17 protein-coding genes and 3 pseudogenes are annotated in these 18572 nt (G+C 58.0%); 13 read left to right on the forward strand and 7 right to left on the reverse strand.

Annotated elements, in window-relative coordinates:
• Nucleotides 1-79 precede the first annotated feature (79 nt).
• Together IPP03_15520 and IPP03_15525 are read right to left on the reverse strand one after the other, a co-directional pair.
• Nucleotides 80-721, reverse strand: coding sequence for a DUF1109 domain-containing protein (locus IPP03_15520; GenBank protein ID MBL0353988.1), 642 nt, complete (start codon nucleotides 719-721; stop codon nucleotides 80-82).
• Nucleotides 718-1290, reverse strand: coding sequence for a sigma-70 family RNA polymerase sigma factor (locus IPP03_15525; protein ID MBL0353989.1), 573 nt, complete (start codon nucleotides 1288-1290; stop codon nucleotides 718-720). Before IPP03_15525 ends, IPP03_15520 begins: the two co-directional genes overlap by 4 nt.
• 145 nt (nucleotides 1291-1435) lie before the next feature.
• Between IPP03_15525 and IPP03_15530 the strand changes: the two genes are divergently transcribed.
• The 4 genes from IPP03_15530 (at nucleotide 1436) to IPP03_15545 (ending at nucleotide 3744) form a co-directional block, all read left to right on the forward strand.
• Nucleotides 1436-2032 (forward strand): cytochrome b/b6 domain-containing protein, encoded by a 597-nt coding sequence (locus IPP03_15530; protein MBL0353990.1) that lies wholly within the window; start codon nucleotides 1436-1438, stop codon nucleotides 2030-2032.
• A gap of 12 nt (nucleotides 2033-2044) precedes the next feature.
• The gene (locus IPP03_15535) at nucleotides 2045-2833 is read left to right on the forward strand and encodes a molybdopterin-dependent oxidoreductase (GenBank protein MBL0353991.1); all 789 of its coding nucleotides are present in this window, start codon (nucleotides 2045-2047) and stop codon (nucleotides 2831-2833) included.
• A 70-nt stretch (nucleotides 2834-2903) separates the two neighbouring features.
• Nucleotides 2904-3167, forward strand: coding sequence for a pentapeptide MXKDX repeat protein (locus IPP03_15540; GenBank protein MBL0353992.1), 264 nt, complete (start codon nucleotides 2904-2906; stop codon nucleotides 3165-3167).
• Between the two features lie 358 nt (nucleotides 3168-3525).
• Nucleotides 3526-3744, forward strand: coding sequence for a hypothetical protein (locus IPP03_15545; protein ID MBL0353993.1), 219 nt, complete (start codon nucleotides 3526-3528; stop codon nucleotides 3742-3744).
• A 32-nt stretch (nucleotides 3745-3776) separates the two neighbouring features.
• Here IPP03_15545 and pepN (IPP03_15550) read toward each other — a convergent pair.
• Nucleotides 3777-4166: pseudogene (pepN, locus tag IPP03_15550) on the reverse strand (aminopeptidase N).
• Between the two features lie 315 nt (nucleotides 4167-4481).
• Here pepN (IPP03_15550) and IPP03_15555 point away from each other — a divergent pair.
• On the forward strand, nucleotides 4482-4967 hold the full coding sequence (locus IPP03_15555) for a winged helix-turn-helix transcriptional regulator (protein MBL0353994.1): 486 nt from the start codon (nucleotides 4482-4484) through the stop codon (nucleotides 4965-4967).
• Nucleotides 4968-4977: 10 nt separating this feature from the next.
• Nucleotides 4978-5421, forward strand: a complete 444-nt coding sequence (locus IPP03_15560) for a hypothetical protein (protein MBL0353995.1) — start codon at nucleotides 4978-4980, stop codon at nucleotides 5419-5421.
• Nucleotides 5422-5590: 169 nt separating this feature from the next.
• Here the strand turns inward: IPP03_15560 and IPP03_15565 are convergent.
• Nucleotides 5591-5806 (reverse strand): annotated as a pseudogene (locus IPP03_15565) (transposase).
• A 166-nt stretch (nucleotides 5807-5972) separates the two neighbouring features.
• Between IPP03_15565 and IPP03_15570 the strand changes: the two are divergent.
• The 4 genes from IPP03_15570 to IPP03_15585 all read left to right on the forward strand — a co-directional run bounded on the left by IPP03_15570 (nucleotide 5973) and on the right by IPP03_15585 (nucleotide 10594).
• The gene (locus tag IPP03_15570) at nucleotides 5973-6851 is read left to right on the forward strand and encodes a site-specific integrase (protein MBL0353996.1); all 879 of its coding nucleotides are present in this window, start codon (nucleotides 5973-5975) and stop codon (nucleotides 6849-6851) included.
• 8 nt (nucleotides 6852-6859) lie between these two features.
• Complete coding sequence (locus IPP03_15575; GenBank protein MBL0353997.1) at nucleotides 6860-8059, forward strand: IS91 family transposase; 1200 nt, start codon at nucleotides 6860-6862, stop codon at nucleotides 8057-8059.
• A gap of 1001 nt (nucleotides 8060-9060) precedes the next feature.
• The gene (locus tag IPP03_15580) at nucleotides 9061-9276 is read left to right on the forward strand and encodes a hypothetical protein (protein ID MBL0353998.1); all 216 of its coding nucleotides are present in this window, start codon (nucleotides 9061-9063) and stop codon (nucleotides 9274-9276) included.
• 13 nt (nucleotides 9277-9289) lie between these two features.
• Nucleotides 9290-10594: a MarR family transcriptional regulator gene (locus tag IPP03_15585; GenBank protein ID MBL0353999.1), complete on the forward strand. Its 1305-nt coding sequence runs from the start codon at nucleotides 9290-9292 to the stop codon at nucleotides 10592-10594.
• Nucleotides 10595-10927: 333 nt separating this feature from the next.
• On the opposite strand, the pseudogene pepN (IPP03_15590) reads toward IPP03_15585, so the two are convergent.
• Nucleotides 10928-11359: pseudogene (pepN, locus tag IPP03_15590) on the reverse strand (aminopeptidase N).
• A complete protein-coding gene (locus tag IPP03_15595; protein ID MBL0354000.1) occupies nucleotides 11356-14394 on the reverse strand; it encodes a UvrD-helicase domain-containing protein in 3039 nt (1012 codons plus the stop codon). Before IPP03_15595 ends, pepN (IPP03_15590) begins: the two are co-directional and overlap by 4 nt.
• Nucleotides 14395-15031: 637 nt before the next feature.
• Between IPP03_15595 and IPP03_15600 the strand changes: the two genes are divergently transcribed.
• Nucleotides 15032-15328 carry a DUF3696 domain-containing protein gene (locus IPP03_15600; protein MBL0354001.1) on the forward strand — a complete coding sequence of 99 codons (297 nt, stop codon included), beginning with the start codon at nucleotides 15032-15034 and terminating at the stop codon, nucleotides 15326-15328.
• Entirely contained in the window at nucleotides 15321-16214 is an 894-nt protein-coding gene (locus IPP03_15605; protein ID MBL0354002.1) for a hypothetical protein, read from the forward strand. The genes IPP03_15600 and IPP03_15605 overlap by 8 nt, the downstream gene beginning before the upstream one ends.
• 169 nt (nucleotides 16215-16383) lie before the next feature.
• On the opposite strand, the gene IPP03_15610 is transcribed toward IPP03_15605, so the two are convergent.
• Nucleotides 16384-16656, reverse strand: a complete 273-nt coding sequence (locus IPP03_15610; protein MBL0354003.1) for a hypothetical protein — start codon at nucleotides 16654-16656, stop codon at nucleotides 16384-16386.
• A gap of 249 nt (nucleotides 16657-16905) precedes the next feature.
• Here IPP03_15610 and IPP03_15615 point away from each other — a divergent pair, with 249 nt between their 5' ends.
• Complete coding sequence (locus IPP03_15615; GenBank protein ID MBL0354004.1) at nucleotides 16906-18438, forward strand: mechanosensitive ion channel; 1533 nt, start codon at nucleotides 16906-16908, stop codon at nucleotides 18436-18438.
• Nucleotides 18439-18572 lie beyond the last annotated feature (134 nt).

Below are 18572 nucleotides of genomic sequence, written 5' to 3' on the forward strand. Positions count from 1 at the left end.
GTTTGGTCATTGCTGCGATTGGCAATTCAACTGATCAATTTCCGATATGAGTTCGAAATCCGCCGCCTCCCCCATACGTCTACCAGCGTAGAAGAGCTGACCCCAACAAAGCTCCTATGCATGCGGGGATGAGGATGCCAAGCAGGTACCAAACACCGATAAACGGCGCACCCATCTCCGGGCAGTGAAGGCAATAGACGACAGCGGCAATCGCTCCAGACAGCAATCCCGCGGTGAAGCCGGCCAGGCGCGGCCGGGTCGGCGCTAGATCCCGCATGGCCCGTATCACCGCCACGAACACCGGGATCGAAAGCATGGCAATCAGTAACGGACAGATTTTCCATGTTTCGCCGAAGAGCAGTTTCGAGCGCTCAACGGGTTCCGCGTCGAAGTATGAATAAGTCGCGATAGTCCAAATGGTCAGGACCGGCAAAAAAACTGCCAGCGGCAGCCATTCGAGTCGCGCGCCAGGACGCGACAATCGCATTGTGGCAAACAGGCTGCCCCCTGCAAGAGCGCCGGAGAATGCCAGTTTTATCCAGAACATCGGTAGCGAGGTTGCCTGGACGAGATCATGCCGGGTTCTCAACAACACAAGCATTAGCAAGATCGCGCCGAGCATGCCCCAGCCAATCGACGTCGCGTAGCGCCGTCCTATGGCCGTTGCGGTCATCGTGCCGCCGCCGGTTGCCAGCATGTTGACCAGATCATCCGTTTTCATAAAGTGCCTCTAATCTTTGCTGCTAGGGCCTTCAGGCCCCGATGTACGCCAACCTTGATCGCCGACTCCGACATGCCAGTCATTTTCGCTGTTTCTTTCACCGATAAGCCTTCCAGTTTGGTGTGAATGATGGGCAGCCTTTGTTGCTCGGGTAATTCGGAAAGCAACTTGTGCAAATCCCGTCGTGCTTCGCTTGCTTCCGAATCCGCCACCGAGAAAATTTCCATTTCGTCGTCCAGGGGATCGTTCAACTGTTCATGAGCGGCCCGCCGACGAAACAGATCTACGAGCTTGTAGCGGGCGATGGCCTGAACCCAAGCCGACAGGGGTTGCCCGGCATCATAGGTATGGCGCTGGTTGTGTATTGCCAGGAGCGATTCCTGCACCAAATCCTCCACTTCGTCAGGCAGGCGGAAAAGACGTTTCCGCAGGAAGGCGCGCAAATGAGTGCTCAATTCCGTCAAGAACATCCGGTAGGCCGCGTTGTCCCCGGCAAGCCCGCGCAGCAGTTGATCCTTGAGGCGATCTTCCTTCGCGCGAAACCCTTCTTCTCTAGTTGTTCGTTGCATTGACGCCATTGGTTACAGCGACCGGAAAAAAGACGAGCCTGGTCTTCACCAAACAAATTTTGCCTGAGCTTGTAACCATTAGCCAATTGTCACCGAACTACCTTTCACAACGCACACCCAAGTGGAAAAAAGAGAAGAGACCAAGATGGATAATGATGCCCGCCTGATTCACCCGCGCTGGGTGCGCATTACGCACTGGATCAACGCGGTCGCGGTCATCGTTATGTCCATGAGCGGCTGGAAGATCTATAACGCTTCCCCTGTCTTCGATTTTGTCATTCCCGGCAACATAACCCTTGGCGGTTGGCTTGGTGGGGCGATTCAATGGCATTTCGCCGCGATGTGGGTACTGGCCGGCAATGGGCTGATTTACCTTGCGTGCAACATTATCGGCGGCCGATTGCGCGACAAGTTCTTTCCCCTTTCGCTGCGCACACTGCTGGCAGATGTACTGGCCGCACTGAAAGGTCGGTTGTCTCATGCCGATCTGCACCACTACAACATGGTGCAGCGTGGTGCCTACCTATTTGTGATGGCGGATTTGCTGTTGCTCGTCCTGTCCGGCCTGGTGCTTTGGAAATCGGTGCAGTTTCCGCTGCTCCGTGAACTGCTCGGCGGCTACGAATCGGCGCGGCGGGTTCATTTCCTCGGCATGTCGGCCTTGGTAGCATTTTTCAGCGTTCATCTCCTGATGGTGGCGCTGGTTCCCAGCACGCTGCTGGCCATGATCCGCGGACGTTAGAAAGGGACAGCGATGATCAAGAAAGCCTCCCAGCGCCTCGCCATTGACGGCGATCTTGTGCTCAAGGATGCCATTAAAGACATCGGACACCATCTCCAGCAGCCAACTCGGCGCGCATTCTTGCAGCGCTCCCTGACTCTCGGTGGACTGTCGCTGCTGAGCGGTTGCGCCATTGTCGATGAGAGCAGCGTTGAGATTGCGCTGATGAAAGTCTCCCGATTCAACGACAAGGTGCAGGGCTGGTTGTTCGACCCGAACCGCCTTGCCCCGACTTACCCGGACTCAATGATCACGCGTCCGTTTCCGTTCAATGCCTACTATGACGAAGACGAGATACCCGAGGTGGACGAAGCGGGCTATCGCCTGGAGGTGAACGGCATCATGGCCGACAAGCATCCATGGACACTGGCCGAATTGCGAGCCCTGCCGCAGACCGATCAGGTAACGCGCCATATCTGTGTCGAAGGCTGGAGCGCCATTGGCAAATGGGGCGGCGTCCCGTTCGCCAGCTTTCTACGCCGGATCGGTGCCGATCTCAGCGCCAAGTACGTCGGTTTTAAATGTGCCGACGATTACTACACCAGCATTGATATGCCGACGGCGCTGCACCCGCAGACGTTGCTGACGCTTACCTATGATAGTCAGCCGCTGCCACCTCGCTATGGTTTTCCAATGAAACTGCGCATGCCGACCAAGCTCGGTTACAAGAATCCCAAACACATTCAGGCAATTTTTGTCACCAACACTTACCCCGGGGGCTATTGGGAAGACCAGGGGTACAACTGGTTCGGCGGTAGTTGAGCAATCCCGCTCGGCTGCCCTGAATACCCGGCATCTTGCCGTTCAATCACCAATCTCAATGGAGTTCACCATGAAAAAGATCACTTCCACCCTATTCGCCGCCTGTCTTCTGATCGCCGGCAGCACGGCTTTCGCAGAGGATGCAATGAAGAAGGATGCCATGGCCGATGGCATGGCCAAGGACGGCATGAAGAAGGAAACGATGGCCAAGGATCAGATGGCCAAAGAAGGAATGAAAAAAGATACGATAACCAAGGATCACATGACGAAGAATGCCATGACGAAAGATTCGATGGCCAAAGACAGCATGGGCAAAGACGAGATGAAAAAGTAATTCTGGCAGTTCATGCGTCCGGATCGGCGGGAAGGCAAGTTGAAACGCCTCATCCTGTCGATTCCGGAGGGATATTGGGAAATATATTCGACGAATTGATAGGTGGATTTAACTCTGAAGTGCAACGACGTTATGACGCGAGTGTAGCTGTTTGGTAAAGACCTCGTGGGGTGTTTTGAAGCCGAAATATTTGCCGTCGCCTGACCGGTAACCACTACATTGAGGATCTGATTGGCGAAAAGTACGCCGTCAATTCTGGCCGAAGCCCAAGCCAACAAGCCAGAAAATCGAGTGACGGGTTTGCTATCATTTACCGGTCCTTCGTTGCGGCAATTTTTCTGTGCCTGAAGGTCTCTTGATGGCCGACAGTAGCCATGTGCCTTCAGCTACCGTCGCCGCCAAACCCGCCGCATTCCCGCCCCAAAAACACCGGAATCGAGTCGTCGACCGCAGCATCCTCGATAAGTTCGAACTCGGGTGTCAGCATGGCGTCGGTCTGGCCGGGCAGGATGCCGAAGGGCGGGCCCCTTGTCTGTTCGCGGACCAAGAAATCGCCGGCGTGCAGCGCACGGTGTAGCTCGACATGACATCCGGCCGGTCGAGGAGTCAGGTGGTGCGGCGGAAGCCCTGCGCCTCGCACTGCGTAAAATAACCGTCGCGGGAACGATAGAAACCGGAAAGGCCTGTGTTCGCGTCGGGGTCGATACGGACGACGGTGCGCAGCGTGAAAGCGTCGGGGACATCGGCGATGGTCACCGTGTTCGGCGTGACGGAAAAAGGCACTTTTTCGCCGTCGACCGCAACACTCAGCGTTTCCAGTTCCTCGCCATCGAGGATCAGAGGCTGCGCGGCGATGGCCGGATTGCGGCGCAGCGCCAGCGTGGCGGTGACGGTTGTGCCGCCGGCTTCAATGACGAAATCGAGGTCGACGGTATCGACCAGGAAGGCGGGCGGGGTGTAGTCCTTGAGATAAATGGTTTGCGGGGTGTCGGTTTTCATCGTTTGAGCAGCATCGGGGTTGGATCGGCCGATGATACGTCAAAGCGGAGAGGGTGGCCTTTGTGGGGCGCGGAGTGCGTGCGACTTGAGGCAGTCGGGGCGCGGTTGTGGGGCTATTTCCGGTGTCGACCCATTCCGGCCATAGACGCCGCTCGCTTGGATGACTGTGATGCTGTATTTGCTGCCGTTCGCCAGAGTGCATCAACGCAGTGTCGAGCAAGCCATGGTCCAGATAAGTGTGGCAAATAATCATATTGACAACCAATAGTCAATCAGCCATAGTTCGACAACTTATTGTCGAACTATGGCCCTATCTTGACTAATCTCGATCTCATGTCCCGTCTGAGCCTGCTCGTTTTTCAGGTACAGCGCGCGCTTAATTCGGAGGGCGACCAGCTCTGCGCGCCTTGGGGCCTGACCAGCGCCAAGTGGAAGGTTCTGGGCGCGGTGGATCTGGCTTGCCAGCCTGTGTCGGCGGCGTCCATCGGCCGTGCCATGGGCCTTACCCGACAAGCGGCATTGAAGCAGACCGACCAACTTCTCGCCATGGGTCTGCTCACCCAACAGGTCAATCCCAACGACGCACGCGCGCCGGTTTACAGCCTGAGCCCGAGCGGGCAGCTCGCCTATGACGGCATTAGCACTGAGTGGCAGAAGCGTGGCGCGTCGTTGGCAAAGGACATTGCACCATCGGCACTAGAAGGCGCTTGCGAGGTTCTGGCGTCACTGCTTACGCAAATGGATTCAGTCGCACAGCCCCAAGTGTCGGAACAAGCAAGCGATATCACCCAAACACTGTAGTAAGGCACCCATGAAAAAAACCATCCATCCTATTGCCGGAACCATCGCGATGGTGTGCATTGCCAGCTTTTGGTTATCCACACTGATCTCTGAGCTGTTCTTGTCGCAAGAAGCCGTCGTGCTGGTCAAGCACAGCATTCTCCAAGCCATGTGGATCATGATTCCGGCCATGGCTGCTGTCGGTGGCAGCGGATTTGCGCTATCACGCGTGCGAAAAGGCAACTTGTTGGCGGTCAAGAAAAAGCGCATGCAACTCATAGCTGCCAACGGAATCTTGATCCTGTTGCCCTGCGCTTTTTACTTGTACTACAAGGCCGCTGCGGGCGAAATTAATGCGACCTTTTATGCGCTGCAAGTGGTAGAGCTAGTGGCGGGCGCCACCAACTTCAGCCTGATGACGCTGAATTTTCGTGATGGACTGAAGCTCTCGGGGCGTCTGCGTCGCAAGGGCTAGCAAATTCTGGGAGAACCATCACAGCTCTACTCTTGTTTGCTGTGACCGCTGTAGGCACGACTACCTGCTCGTCATTTTCTGCAAAGATCTCGGTGTCTGCGATTCTGCGGGGAGTCAAGTCCAAAATCTGCTGTAAATACTCTTCGATCCGATGAATGACGAATGGTTTTCAGCTAGCGAGGGCAACAACGTTGTTGCCCTCGCTAGCTGCGGCGCGGGAAGCCGCCCACTCCTTGAATTCATCCATGTCGAGGTACTTCCGTTCCTGCCAAGCCTCGTTCTGTTCGGCCAGCAGAGCGCCGATCAGGCGCAAGGCTGACTCGTCGTTGGGGAAGATGCGGATCACGCGCTCCCGCCGGCGAATTTCCTCGTTGAGCCGCTCCTGGCCGCTATGTAGAGGTTTACATAGCGGCCATTGTACTAAACCGCTGACGCGGTAATCGCCGATTGACGGCCGAATTCAGTGGGATGGATTTACAGAAGGCTCCTGACGGAGAACGATGAAGTCGCTGCTTGCAGCACTTCACTCATTCCCGATAAGGAGCTTAATCATGACCCCACTACGCCAGCGCATGCTCGAAGACATGGGCATTCGCAATCTCGCCATGAACACCCGATTGTCCTACGTACAACAGGTCGCTGCATACGCAAGATACTTTCACCGTCCGCCGGAGGAACTCGGGCCGGAAGAGATCCGAACCTACCAACTATATCTGATTGAGACCCGGAAGCTCGCGCCGAGCAGCGTGGGCCTGGCGACCGGTGCGTTGCGCTTCCTCTACAAGGTGACGCTCAAACGGCCTTGGTCCGTCGAAGAAATTCCGATGCCCAAGCGGCCCTTCAAGCTACCGGTGATCCTCAGCAGAGAGGAAGTGATGCACTTCCTCGACTCGGTAGGCAGTCTCAAGCATCGAACGCTTCTGACGGCCGCCTATGCGGCTGGCCTGCGCGTCTCCGAAGCCACTCACCTCAAGGTGACGGATATCGACAGCCAGCGAATGATGCTCCGGGTCGCCCAAGGGAAGGGACAGAAGGACCGCTATGTGATGCTCTCGCCGCGACTGCTCGAGACCTTGCGGCTGTATTGGAAAGCCGAGCACCCGAGGCTGTGGCTGTTTCCGGGCGATCTGCCAGGTCAGCCGATCACCCGCGGTGCTGTCACGCTGGCCTGCCAGAAAGCCCACCGCGCATCGGGCATCGCCAAGCCGATTACTGCTCACTCGCTGCGTCACGCCTTCGCCACGCACCTGCTTGAGTCCGGCACCGATGTTCGCACCATTCAACTCCTCCTCGGGCACCGCAGTCTGGCCACTACGTCGCGCTACCTGAAGGTGGCGGCCAGTACCGTGTGTGCCACGACCAGTCCCTTTGACCTGTTGCCCAAAGTGGAACCTCCGCCCCTGACACCGACACCGCCTGCTCATTTCTGAGGCGGGCGTTGCGTGCCATCGGGCTCGAACTGGCGGACATCTTTCGCCAAACCGGGCCCCGTTTCCGCGAGGACCACGCTGACGCGCTCAGTCGCGGGCAGCGCCGCGTCATGAGCGCGGTCGAGCGCTGCCGCACCGCCGCTCTCGGCGGACACGTGGAGCAGTGTGACGCCTGTGGTCACCTGCGCATTGCCTTCAACAGTTGCCGCAATCGGCACTGCCCGAAGTGTCAGTCCCTGGTGCGTGCGCAGTGGCTGGATGATCGCCACGCCGATCTCCTGCCTGCGGATTATTTCCACGTCGTCTTTACGTTGCCAGAGGAGATTGCAGCGATCGCGTATCAGAACAAGGCTGTGGTCTATGACATCCTGTTCCATGCAACTGCCGAGACCTTGCGCACGATCGCGGTGGATCCCAAGCACCTCGGTGCCGAGATCGGCTTCATCGCGATCCTGCACACCTGGGGTCAGAATCTGCTGCATCACCCACATCTGCATTGTGTGGTGCCGGGCGGCGGCTTGAGTGCCGATGGTGAGCGCTGGATCGCCTGCCGTCCGGGGTTCTTTCTGCCGGTGCGGGTGCTCTCGCGGCTCTTTCGCCGGTTGTTTCTGGCGCAGTTACAGGCCGCCTTTGACGCCGGGCACCTACGCTTCTTCAACACTCTCGAACCGCTTCAGGTTCCACGTACGTTCGCCCACTATCTGGCGCCTGCGCGAAAGGTCGAGTGGGTGGTCTACGCCAAGCCGCCGTTTGGCGGTCCTCAGCATGTCCTCGAGTATCTGGGTCGCTACACCCACCGGGTGGCCATCTCGAATAATCGGCTGCTCGACTTTGGCGATGGCCAGGTTCGCTTTCGCTGGAAGGATTACCGCCATGAGTCGCGTCCGAAAGTGATGTGTCTGGATGACCAGGAGTTCATCCGCCGCTTCCTGCTACATGTTTTACCGGACGGGTTTCAACGGATTCGGCATTACGGCTTCCTGGCCAACCGCCACCGCGCGGCCAAGCTGGCCCTCTGCCGGCAGTTGCTCGCCGAACCCACACCCGTGGTCGAGATTCCTGATGTACCGCTCGACTACCGTGACCACTACCAGTTGCTGACCGGCAACTCGCTGCGTGACTGCCCAAAGTGCGGACGTGGCCACATGCTTCGCATTGAAACCTTCCTGCCCGGCACCCTGCCGCGCGGACCACCTCGTCATGGCTGATGGTCTCGACTTTACTCACTCTCAAAAAGGCGTTGCGAGTTTCCCCGGCAGCCATCGGGCATCCTATTGCCAGAGCGGACATGCGCCGCCGAAATGCCCTCTTGCCTTGGCTGGGCTATCCATCAAAGCGCTGCACCCAACCGCCCGAGATCGAGCATGCGCACAGGAAATGCATTCTTGTGCCTATGCGGCGCGCTTCTCGCGGTTGCCAATCTCGCGCACCAACAATACCGTTCTGATTCAAACCCCATAGCTCCACCGCCTGCGCGGGCGGTTCAGTACAACAGGATTTTTAGCCTACCGGTCGCGGTGGTGGCGCTACACCTCCTACCAACCTCGGCACGCCGCGCCCGCCAAGCTAAAAACCCTCTGCACTATGCACAGTTCGCAACTAGGTACAGTGACGACCGGAATGGCCCTATTCGCGGACCTTACGTGCAACAGTTCTGAACATAGTTTTGGCGAAATCAGGGACTGGACAAGCGAATCCGAATGCAAAAGTCGCCATGTGCTTTTCGCCATGCAGCCCGATCGAATACAGTCCCTTCCTCTGCAACCCCGCACCATCATGGCACGGAGCCGGCTTTGTTTGCGTGGTCGAGCTAAGATGCAATTGGGGTAAGTTGGTAACTGGAGCAAAGTAGCGGCATTGCTGTTTCTCATCGCAGCAGAAACTATGTCAGCAATTTAGAGAATAGGTTTTGCGAAAGATACGCCCTGCCTGCGTCGCAGAGCGTATGCCAAAACGAACTGCACATAGTTTCAAACTGTGCATAGTGGCCGAAAGCATTCCGTGGGGTACGTGCCACATTGCAGCCGTTGCAAAAAACCGCTTGCTTTGGCGAGTTTTGGCTTTCTGGCGCAGGCGCCTACTCATACTCCCGGCGAGTGGTCCTTGAAGAAAATGCTCCAAAGCAGTCGCTGATGCGCATCTGGTGTATGCTTTTATCCTAAGCCGGACGAGCCGGAACCAAACAGGTATTACGATAGAAGCCTGACGAATGACCGAGGAGGCGATCATGTTGGCGATGGCTCTGGCGGAACGATACGCGACGAACATGCATGGCGTGCTTTCGTGCTTTGACCGGATCATTATCACCGGCACGCTGCCTGGTGCGTGCTACGCGGCAGGAATGACGAGTTATTTGTTACACGCACGGAATTCGGGTATTCGACTACCCGCGATTTGCCGAGCCGCTGCGAGATCGCATTCGTGAGCGTGCGCAGGAGGTGTGTCTGGCGGCGGGTATTGAAATCGAGCACGTCAGCAAAAGCCATATTCGCAAGGAAGAGTTGGTCGCGCGAGTGCTCGCCGGTCGCGGCGACGCACCGGGTTTGGTGCATGTGCTCTCGGCCATGGAAGCCTGTCCGAGCTACAAACCGTGGCATGACAAAGGCAGTGGCAAGACTTACCTGCGCCCCGATCAAGGCAAGTGCCTGCACTACTACTTCTATTTCATCGACGAGGAACTGGGGTTGTGCTACCTGCGTGTGCCGACGTGGGCACCGTTCGGGTTGCAGTTCTACTGTAATGGTCACAGCGCTCTGGCAAGAACTCTGACGCGAGAAAGGATCGACTTCCTCCAGCAGGACAACGCCTTCCTGCGTGTCGCCGACATCGCGCAGGCGCAGGCGCTGGCGGATGCGTTCAGTCCCGACGTACTTCACCCGCGACTGGATCGCTATGCGCAGTGGTTGTGCCCAGTGCTTGACGTCTTTGGATCCTCGTATCACTGGAGCCTGCGCCAAGTCGAATACTCCACCGACCTGATGTTTCGCAGTGAGCAGATATTGGTTCCACTGTATGACGCCATTTCGCGCCAAGCGGTCTTGGCCGCCAACGCAGAACGCGTCTCCAGCTTTCTGGGCAAGAAGGTCACGCCACAACTGGCCCAGGAGATCGGTTCCCGGTTGTCCACCCGTATCGAGGGGCGCTGCATCAAGCACACCATGGGCGCCGCTGGCGTCAAGGTGTATGACAAATTCTCCCGCGTACTGCGGGTCGAAACGACCGTCAATGACGTGAGTTTCTTCAAACACCACCGCAAGGTGGAACACAAGGACAGGCACGCCACCCGAGAATTGGCGCCCCTGAAGAAGACAATCTATAGCCTGATCGACCTGCGCGACATCCTGCTCGGCTGCAACCAACGTTACCTGGCGTTCCTCTCCAGCCTCGATGACCCCAGTGCCGGCGAGCGTGACTTGGAGCGATTGAGCATGCCACGGTTGGGGGCGGCTCCCGGTGTCAAAGGGGTGAACTTCTTTGATCCTGCCGAGAAAGCCTTGCTGCAAACCATGCAACGCGGCGAGTTCAACATTCACGGTTGGCGTCGTGCCGATCTTCTCAGCTATCTGAAGCTCACTCCGTCCGCCATGTCGCGCCAACTTGCCCGACTGCGTACGCTCGGCTTGATCAAGAAAGTCACTCATACCTATCGCTACTACCTCACTCGATTGGGACGTTCAGTCGTCGCTGCGGCCTGCTCATTGACCCGCTTCAACATAGTGCCAACCATGGCTTGCGCATCCTGAATTCTTCTCATGATTTGTGATGATTGAACTGGTTAGTGACTAAACCCTCGCTAATCCGTCGCGCCAACGGCCGCACCAACTCCACGTTGAAGGTCAGCTTTCCCAATGGGCCAAGGACTACTTTGGGTCGACAGTAGCCATGTGCCTTCAGCCACCTTCGCCGCCAAACCCGCCTGCATTCCCACCCCGAAAACACCGGAATCGAGTCGTCGACCGCGGCATCCTCGATACGTTCGAACGCGGGTGTCAGCATGGCGTCGGTCTGGTCAGGCAGGATGCCGAAGGGCGGGCCCCTTGTCTATTCGCGGACCAAGAAATCGCCGGCGTGCAGCGCACGGTGTAGGTCGACATGAAATCCGGCCGTTCGAGGAAGCAGGTGATGCGGCGGAATCCCTGCGCCTCGCACTGCGTAAAATAGCCGTCGCGGGATCGGTAGAGGCCGGAAAGGCCGGTGTTCGCGTCGGGGTCGATGCGGACGACGGTGCGCAGCGTGAAGGCATCGGGAACGTCGGCGATGGTCAGCGTATTCGGCGTCACGGAAAATGGCACTTTTTCGCCGTTGACCGCAACACTCAAGGTTTCCAGTTCCTCGCCATCGAGGACCAGCGGTTGCGCGGCGATGGCCGGGTTGCGGCATATCGCCAGCGTCGACGTCACCGTCGTGCCGCCGGTTTCGATGACGAAATCGAGGTCGACGCTGTCGACAAGGAAGGCGGGCGGGGTGTAATCCTTGAGGTAAATCGTCTGCGGGGTGTCGGTTTTCATGATTTGTTTTTCGCTTCTATTTCCTTGCGGATGCGTTCAATTTCGATTTGCTTTGCTTCGCGGGTACCCCATTTGAGTGGGCGCGCTGTCTTCGCTTTTCGGCTCGCCAAATATTCTGCTCGCTCGCGTTGCCATTGCGCCAATTCCTCGCGCTGGCGAAGCTCGGCTTCTTCCGCAGCCTTGCGTTCGGCTTCCTGTTTTGCCAACAGGCGCTCGGCCGCGATGGGAGGGGTAAAGGCCGGGAGTTTGGCGAGTTCCAGATACTCGCCAATTCGCGACCATAGAATGGTGTCGGAGAATTCGCCAATCAAGGGCAGGTTGAGCGCTTGAAAGATCGGGGTCCAGTATTGTTCCTGCCCGGAGGTGCCGCGGACGGCAATTTGCGGGTTGAACTGATACCAGCCATGGTCGACGCGTTTGAACAAGGCGCGATTGTAGGCATATTCGCGGTCGACTTCATTGCGCGAGAGAACCTGGGAGATATGGGTGCGGCGTTTGCGTTCCGGGCGCACGACGTTGGCCGGCAGATGCTCCCAGCTCGCGGCGATGGCGGTGGCCTCAAAGGCCGCATAAGGCCGGCGTTGACGATAGGTGAAGCGGGATTTGAACTGTGTCCACAGGGTCTGGAAGAGGAGATATTCGGAGAGATGGCGATCGATGCGTACCAGGCGCTCTCCGGTATTGACATCCAGCGACTGCGGGGCGAGCAGGCCATACATCGCGGCAAATGGCCCGGCGGCAAATTTTGCATCGCGAAAGGCCTCGCGCATGGCCCAGTGCAGCGCATTGAAGCCGTATTGGTCCACTGCCTCGCGATTGGCGCCGCGTTCAACCAGTGCTTCCACTAACGGTACATTGCCGGCGACGGCGGCGGCCATGAGCGGCGTCTGGTTCATCGGCAGGCGATGTTCCAGGCCATATTGGTCGCATTGGCGCAGCACGTCCCTGATATTCCTTGCAAAATAGGCCATGTAGTTTTTGCGGCCCAGGGTGGCGCGTTGCTGAGTGTAGGCCTTGGCCGCGTCGAACTTCGCCTCGCGGACTAGCCAGGCGGCCAACATGGGTTCGTCGTGGCAGGTGGCGAACTCGTAAAGCTGTTGTTTCTGTTTGTTGCCCGGGGCCTGCTCGCGAAATACCTTGATCAGCAGTTCGTTCAGGCGAGGCTGGTCGACAATCGGCCAAGGGACGGGCGTTTGTTTCAGGATGTCGCTGCGGATGGCGTCGGCCTGTTCCTGCTTGCCTTGCAGTTCGAGCTTGCGCGCTTCCTTTTGCCAATCTTCGCGCGTCGATTGACGGGCGTCGACCTTGATTTGTTCCGCGGTCGACAGTTCCAGCAGGCCGAAAATGGCATGCTGGACATCGGTTTCAATGATGTAAAGATTCCTGATGGCGCGGGTTAGCGCTACATATAGGGCGTTGACGAAGAACTTGTAAATTTCCAGCGACTTGTCGCTCTTGTCCCTGGCGCGGCGATAGTCGAGCTCATCGGTTTGCAGATCCTGCGCGCTGACACCATCGGCAATCTCGGAGAACTCGGCGCGGTGGTCGGAGACAAAGCGATAGAGCACGATGTTTTCGTACTCCAGGCCCTTGGCTTCGTGAATGGAAAACAGCAGTGGGGTTCCAAAATGTTTCCGGGCCTCGGCCTTGTCTTCGTCACGCATGACCAGAACGGCAAATTGCGTCGATTGCCGAATCTGCTTGTCGAGCTCCCTTTTGACGGCCTCCTTGTCTGCTATCAGCGAGACCTCCCCGCGCTCGGCGGCCATCGCCTGTACCAGGAAATTGCTTTCTCGATCAATCGAGCCGAATCGGCGATGCTTGATTTTCAACAACTGGTTGGCCACGCGAGTTGCTTCACTGCCATTGCGAAAATTGGCGGTCAGGACGCGCAACTCCTGCCGCTCAGCGATCGATGGGTCCTGCCAGAACAAGGCTTTGACTTGTGCCCAGGAGAAGAAATTGGGGTGCACAATCTGGTTTGAATCGCCGCAAAGCAGGAATTGCCCCGGCTTTTTCAGTGTTTTGAGAACCAGCGCCAGTTGGATGGGCGTTATGTCCTGTACTTCATCAATGACGACAAAGTCGTATCGTGGGGCGGCTTTGGATAGCAAGGCTTGGGCCACGAGATTGAGGTCAAAGAGCTTGGCTTCGCTCAGCCACGCGCGGTATTTGTCGAAGAGATCATAGAGCTTTCCCCGTTGCTCAGGCGGGAAGATCGACTGGCGCACGCCAAGGGCGGCATAGTCGTCACGCGAGAGCAGGCCACTGGCGGCGGCAGCGATGACCCCGCGAATTTCCTCGAAAGCCTGATGCCCGTCAATGTCTCGAAACGCTTGCTGCTGGCGAGAAAACCAGCCCGAAAAGTCACGCCATGTTGCTTCGCGCCCGGGCGGCACCTGGATCGATTCGGTAAATTCCCGATACGACAGAAATACGGCATCTTGCCCAGTGTGCTCGAAGCCATGCGCGAAGTAGAGATCGCGCGCGCTTTGGGCCAGGAAGGCGGAATGCGTCACATACAGCACTTCGCCCTCGGCATGTTTCAACTTTTCCAGGGTCAGGGCGGTCTTGCCGCTGCCCGCGCTTCCGACAATCACGATGGGGGCGGGAACGCGATAGATGGCTTCCTGGAGATCGTCAAAGGACAGCGGCTTGTCGAGGAGGTGTACGTGGGTGCGATCCGGGTGCAGGTAGCGCAATGGCTCGGCTTCAGCGACGGCCTCGGCAAAACCGCAATCGGGAATTTTGCTTTCATCAATTTGCGCCCCGCGCAGGAAGCGCGATTTGTCATAGTCGTGATTCTCAATGATTTCAAGCATCAGGGCGCAGACCGTGTCGCCATGACGAACCAGTGAGAACAGTAGACGGTTACTGTCGTCGAGGCGGGCGCGGTAAAACTTGCCGTGGCTGAGATTGACCAGTTTCTTGACCTGGGCCGCGGCAAAGTCGCCGCGGGCAATAGCCTCGACAAGTTTGCGATAGGTTTTGCTGACGCGCGAAGTGTTCAGGCCGCTGTATTCGAGGATTCTCATGTGGGAATGCAGAACAAAAATTGAATTGGATTGAAGCTGGATATTGAGTGGATCTATTTTCCCACTTGCAACGCGCTTTGAGCGCTTCAGAGACTGAAGTCTCGCGCTTCACCTGTGCCGCTTACCCGTCGCCAGATCGGCCAGCGTTCGCGCCCTGAAACGACGGACTACGTGGAAGGCAGCGGGAACGTCGGCGATGGTCAGCGTGTTCGGCGTTACGGAAAATGGCACGTTTTCGCCGTCGACCGCAACACTCAGGGTTTCCAGTTCGTCGCTGTCGAGCCCCAGTGTCTGCGCCCGGGCGGGCCAGGTTGCGGCGCAGCACCAGCATCACGCTGACCGTGGTGCCGCCGGTTTCGATGTCGAGGTCGACGGTATCGATCAGGAGGGCGGGCGCGGTGTAGTCCTTGAGATAGATCGTCTGGGGGGTATCCGTTTTCATTGTTTGAGCAGCATCGGGGCTGGATCGGCCGATGATATGTCAAAGCAGCGAGGACGGTTTTTGCGGGGCGAGGGATGTAAGTGACGTGAAGCCGCGAAGGGGGTCGGTGAGCGGGGCTATTTCCGATGTCGACCCTGAAGAGTCACATGACGAAGGCAACCCGAACTGCATTTACATCCTGCTTTGCAGGCGGCCATGGGCGATGTGCTTATTGATGCCAGTCGCCAGAAGTACTCAAAACTGATTGTCGAAACGCATAGCGAGCATCTCTTGCTACGCGTATTAAAGCGAGTTCGGCAAAGTTCCGCAGGGACGCAGATTCCTGAACAGTTGCGCATTGCCTCTGACGAAGTCACGGTCCTCTATTTCAATCCGTTGCCTGATGGTACCAGCGAGGTGAAGAATTTGCGGGTTTCTCGTGATGGGGATTTCATGGATCGATGGCCCCGTGGTTTCTTTGAGGAACGTGACCGGGAACTGTTCGATGAATGAGCTGTTTGCCGCCGATCCTGGGGCATTTCTCCATCCGTCTGATCTGCGCTTCGCCTTGGAAAAATTTGGCCCTGAGGCAGGTCGCTATCTTGGTGAATATCCCTCTGACTGGGTGTTGCGGGTTGAGCAAAGCGTCCCTGCTGTTTCGCCTGTGGAGCAGGCGCGTATCAGTACCTGCCTTAGAAGAGCCATTGAGCGTCTGAAACTGATTCCGAACCGCTCCTTCCCGTTCGATCTGAGGCGGTCGTGGGAGGATAACGCCTTTGAGTTGCTCAAGCCGCCGAACCCTTGTTTCGATGCGGTAATCATTGGGCACGAAGGTGGTCATTCTGCGGCGCTTACGCTTGATTCACTCGATCTTCCTCCGACAGCAGAGGAAAAAATCGAGGGCATTCCGCGTGAGTTTGTCCGTGTTTGCAAGACGATCGCGCTTTTCAGTCCGGAGATTGTAATGGTCGATCCGTATGTCAATCCGTGCAAGCAAAATGCAGTAAGCGTGCTGAGACCTTTGCTGCAACAGATTGCTCGCGGGCGATGTGAAAGAGTCCTGATCTGCGCGCGTTATGACTCCGTGATTGGCACCCGGCAGAGTACAGAAGAAGAGCTTCGTGAGGCCCTAAGGAAATTGCGTGCAGATGCTCAGTTGCCGCTTGCATGTTCGCTAGAATATGCGTTGTTCGAAGACAGTCAGTCGGCTAGCCGCATGCATGCGCGTTACCTCTTCTCAATCAAGGGGGGGGTGCGACTTGATCAAGGCTTTCAGAAGCTTCCATCTGGGCGCAAGGTCGACGTTGGGCCAATTTCTCCTGTGCTGCTCCATGAGTTGATCGATATCTATGTCGAAGGTCGCCACGACATGCAGGAAGTTCTGCGTCTTCGACTCTAATTGTTTCCATCAATACGCGTAAGGAACTCGGTCGGCTGTGGCCGAATTCCAGAACTGCCACGCGGAGAATCGAGCGACGGGTTTCCGATCAGTTACCCGACGTTCGGCCTACCTCGCTTTTGAGCACTCTAATCACCACTCCTGGCCGCTAGTAGCCATGTACCTTCAGCTACCACCGCCGCCAAACCTGCCACCGTTCCTGCCCGGAAACCACCAGAATCGACTCGTTGACCCCAGCACCCTCGATGCGCACGACGCTGCGCAGCGTGAAGGCATCGGGAACGTCGGCGATGGTCAGCGCATTCGGCGTTACGGAAAACGCCCCTTTTTCGCCGTCGACCGTGACACTCAGCGTTTCGAGGTCCTCGCCGTCGAGCACCCGCGCTTGCAACGGGATGGGGTGTGGTTCTTGAAAAAAGGTCGGCGGCGTATCTGTCTTCAATGTCTGACTGAGCGTTGGGGAAGCGAGCAGACGACGCGGTAATCCAGGTGGCGTCGAGTTCCCGAGGTCTGCTCGAAGGCATCGAATTGTTGATTGACTGCGCCTGGCAGCCCGCTGATACTGCTCGGGGAAGCGCCTGGATGCCTGTCCGCGCGACTGTCGCCGCCCTGGTCTGGTCAGGAACAAAGCGTGATCCGCGGGCCGCCGGGCAGTTCCGGCGCTGTTCCCTGATGCGCGAGGGAGGTGACGATGGAAGCAGTGATGCTCAAAATCTGGACCTATTTCTGGTTGCCGGAGACCAAGTACATTATCGCCGTGGTCGCCTTCTTTGCGCTGTTGTCGTTGCGGATACTGCCCAAGGAGCGTCAGCGGATCGGCAGGACGACGGTAGTGTTCGTCCTCTGCCTGGGGGGCCAGATCTTCGGTGCCGTGCTCCAGGCGCTCGATTATTCGCGCTTCGCGGTCATGATCCACGAGTTGTTCGTCATCGGTTCAGGAATGGCGTTGTGCCGCCTGGTGGCGATCTTCGTCTTCCGCATCATCCTGCCGCGCTTCGGCATCGTCGTCGTGCGCATCGCCGAGGACATTATCCTCCTCGTCGTCTACGCCGCCTTCCTCCTCGGGCGGTTGCACATCGTCGGCCTCGACCTGTCCAGCCTGCTGACCACCTCGGCGGTGATCACCGCGGCGCTGGCTTTCTCGATGCAGGACACCCTTGGCAACATATTGTCGGGCGTCGCGTTGCAACTCGACAACTCGCTGCGCACCGGCGACTGGGTGAAGATCGACGATGTCACTGGCCGGGTGGCGCAGATTCGCTGGCGGCAGACAACGATCCGCACGCGCAACGGCGACGTGGTGGTCGTTCCCAACAGTCAGTTGATGCGCGGCAGGTTCACCGTCTTCGGCCGGGCGGACATCCCCAACTGGCCCTGGCGACGCTGGATCTGGTTCAACATCACCTATGACTCGCCGCCGACGCTGGTGATCCAGAAGGTGGAAAAGGCGATCCGCAGCGCCGACATTCCCAACGTCGCCCGCGATCCCGCCCCGACCTGCGTGCTGATGGAGTTCGGGCAGGGCTACGGGCGCTACGCGCTGCGCTATTGGATGCTCGATCCGCAGCCTGACGACCCGACCGATTCCGCGGTGCGGGTTCATATCCTGGTCGCGTTGCAACGCGCGCGAATGGAGTTGGCGGTGCCGGAACACTCGGTGCACATTACCAAGGAAAACGATGCCTATCGCGAGTCGCTGCGCCGCCGGGAAATCGACCGCCGTATCGCCGATCTGCAAAAGCTGGAGCTGTTTTCCAGCCTGCAGGAAGAGGAGCTGCGGACCATCTGTGAGCACATGGTCTACGCGCCATTTGTCTGCGGCGACGTCATCTTCCACCAGGGCGAAGCATCGCACTGGCTCTATCTGCTGGCCGTCGGCGAAGCCGAAGAGTGGATGGAGTTTCCCGACCATTCACGGCAGCTCTTCCGCACGGTCCAGGCCGGGGGCACGTTCGGCGAAAGGGGAGTGCTGACCGGTGAGGATCGCCGCGCCACGATCATCGCCAAGACCGACGTGGTGTGCTACCGCCTGGACCAGGCCACGGTCGAGGAGGTTATCCGCTCCCGGCCGGAAATTGCCGAAGCGATCGCCGAAATTCTTACCCGCCGCGAGGCCGAAATGGATAGCTTCAGGCACCAGTTCATGGGCGCGGCCGAAGATGACCAGGGATCGCAGCCGAAAGCCGGCATCCTGGCCAAGATCAGGGAGTTTGTGGGGCTGTGAGAGCGTGATCGGCCGCGCGGTGTAACCGGCCCGGCCGGTGGGCGGATTCCGGATTGTTCGCGGAATCTCGCGATGACCTTCCGCAAGTGACTGGCGATTGGCGCAATCCCTCTTGCGGAGCTTCTGTCTGGCGA

The organism is Candidatus Dechloromonas phosphoritropha, assembly GCA_016722705.1.
Classification (GTDB): domain Bacteria; phylum Pseudomonadota; class Gammaproteobacteria; order Burkholderiales; family Rhodocyclaceae; genus Azonexus; species Azonexus phosphoritrophus.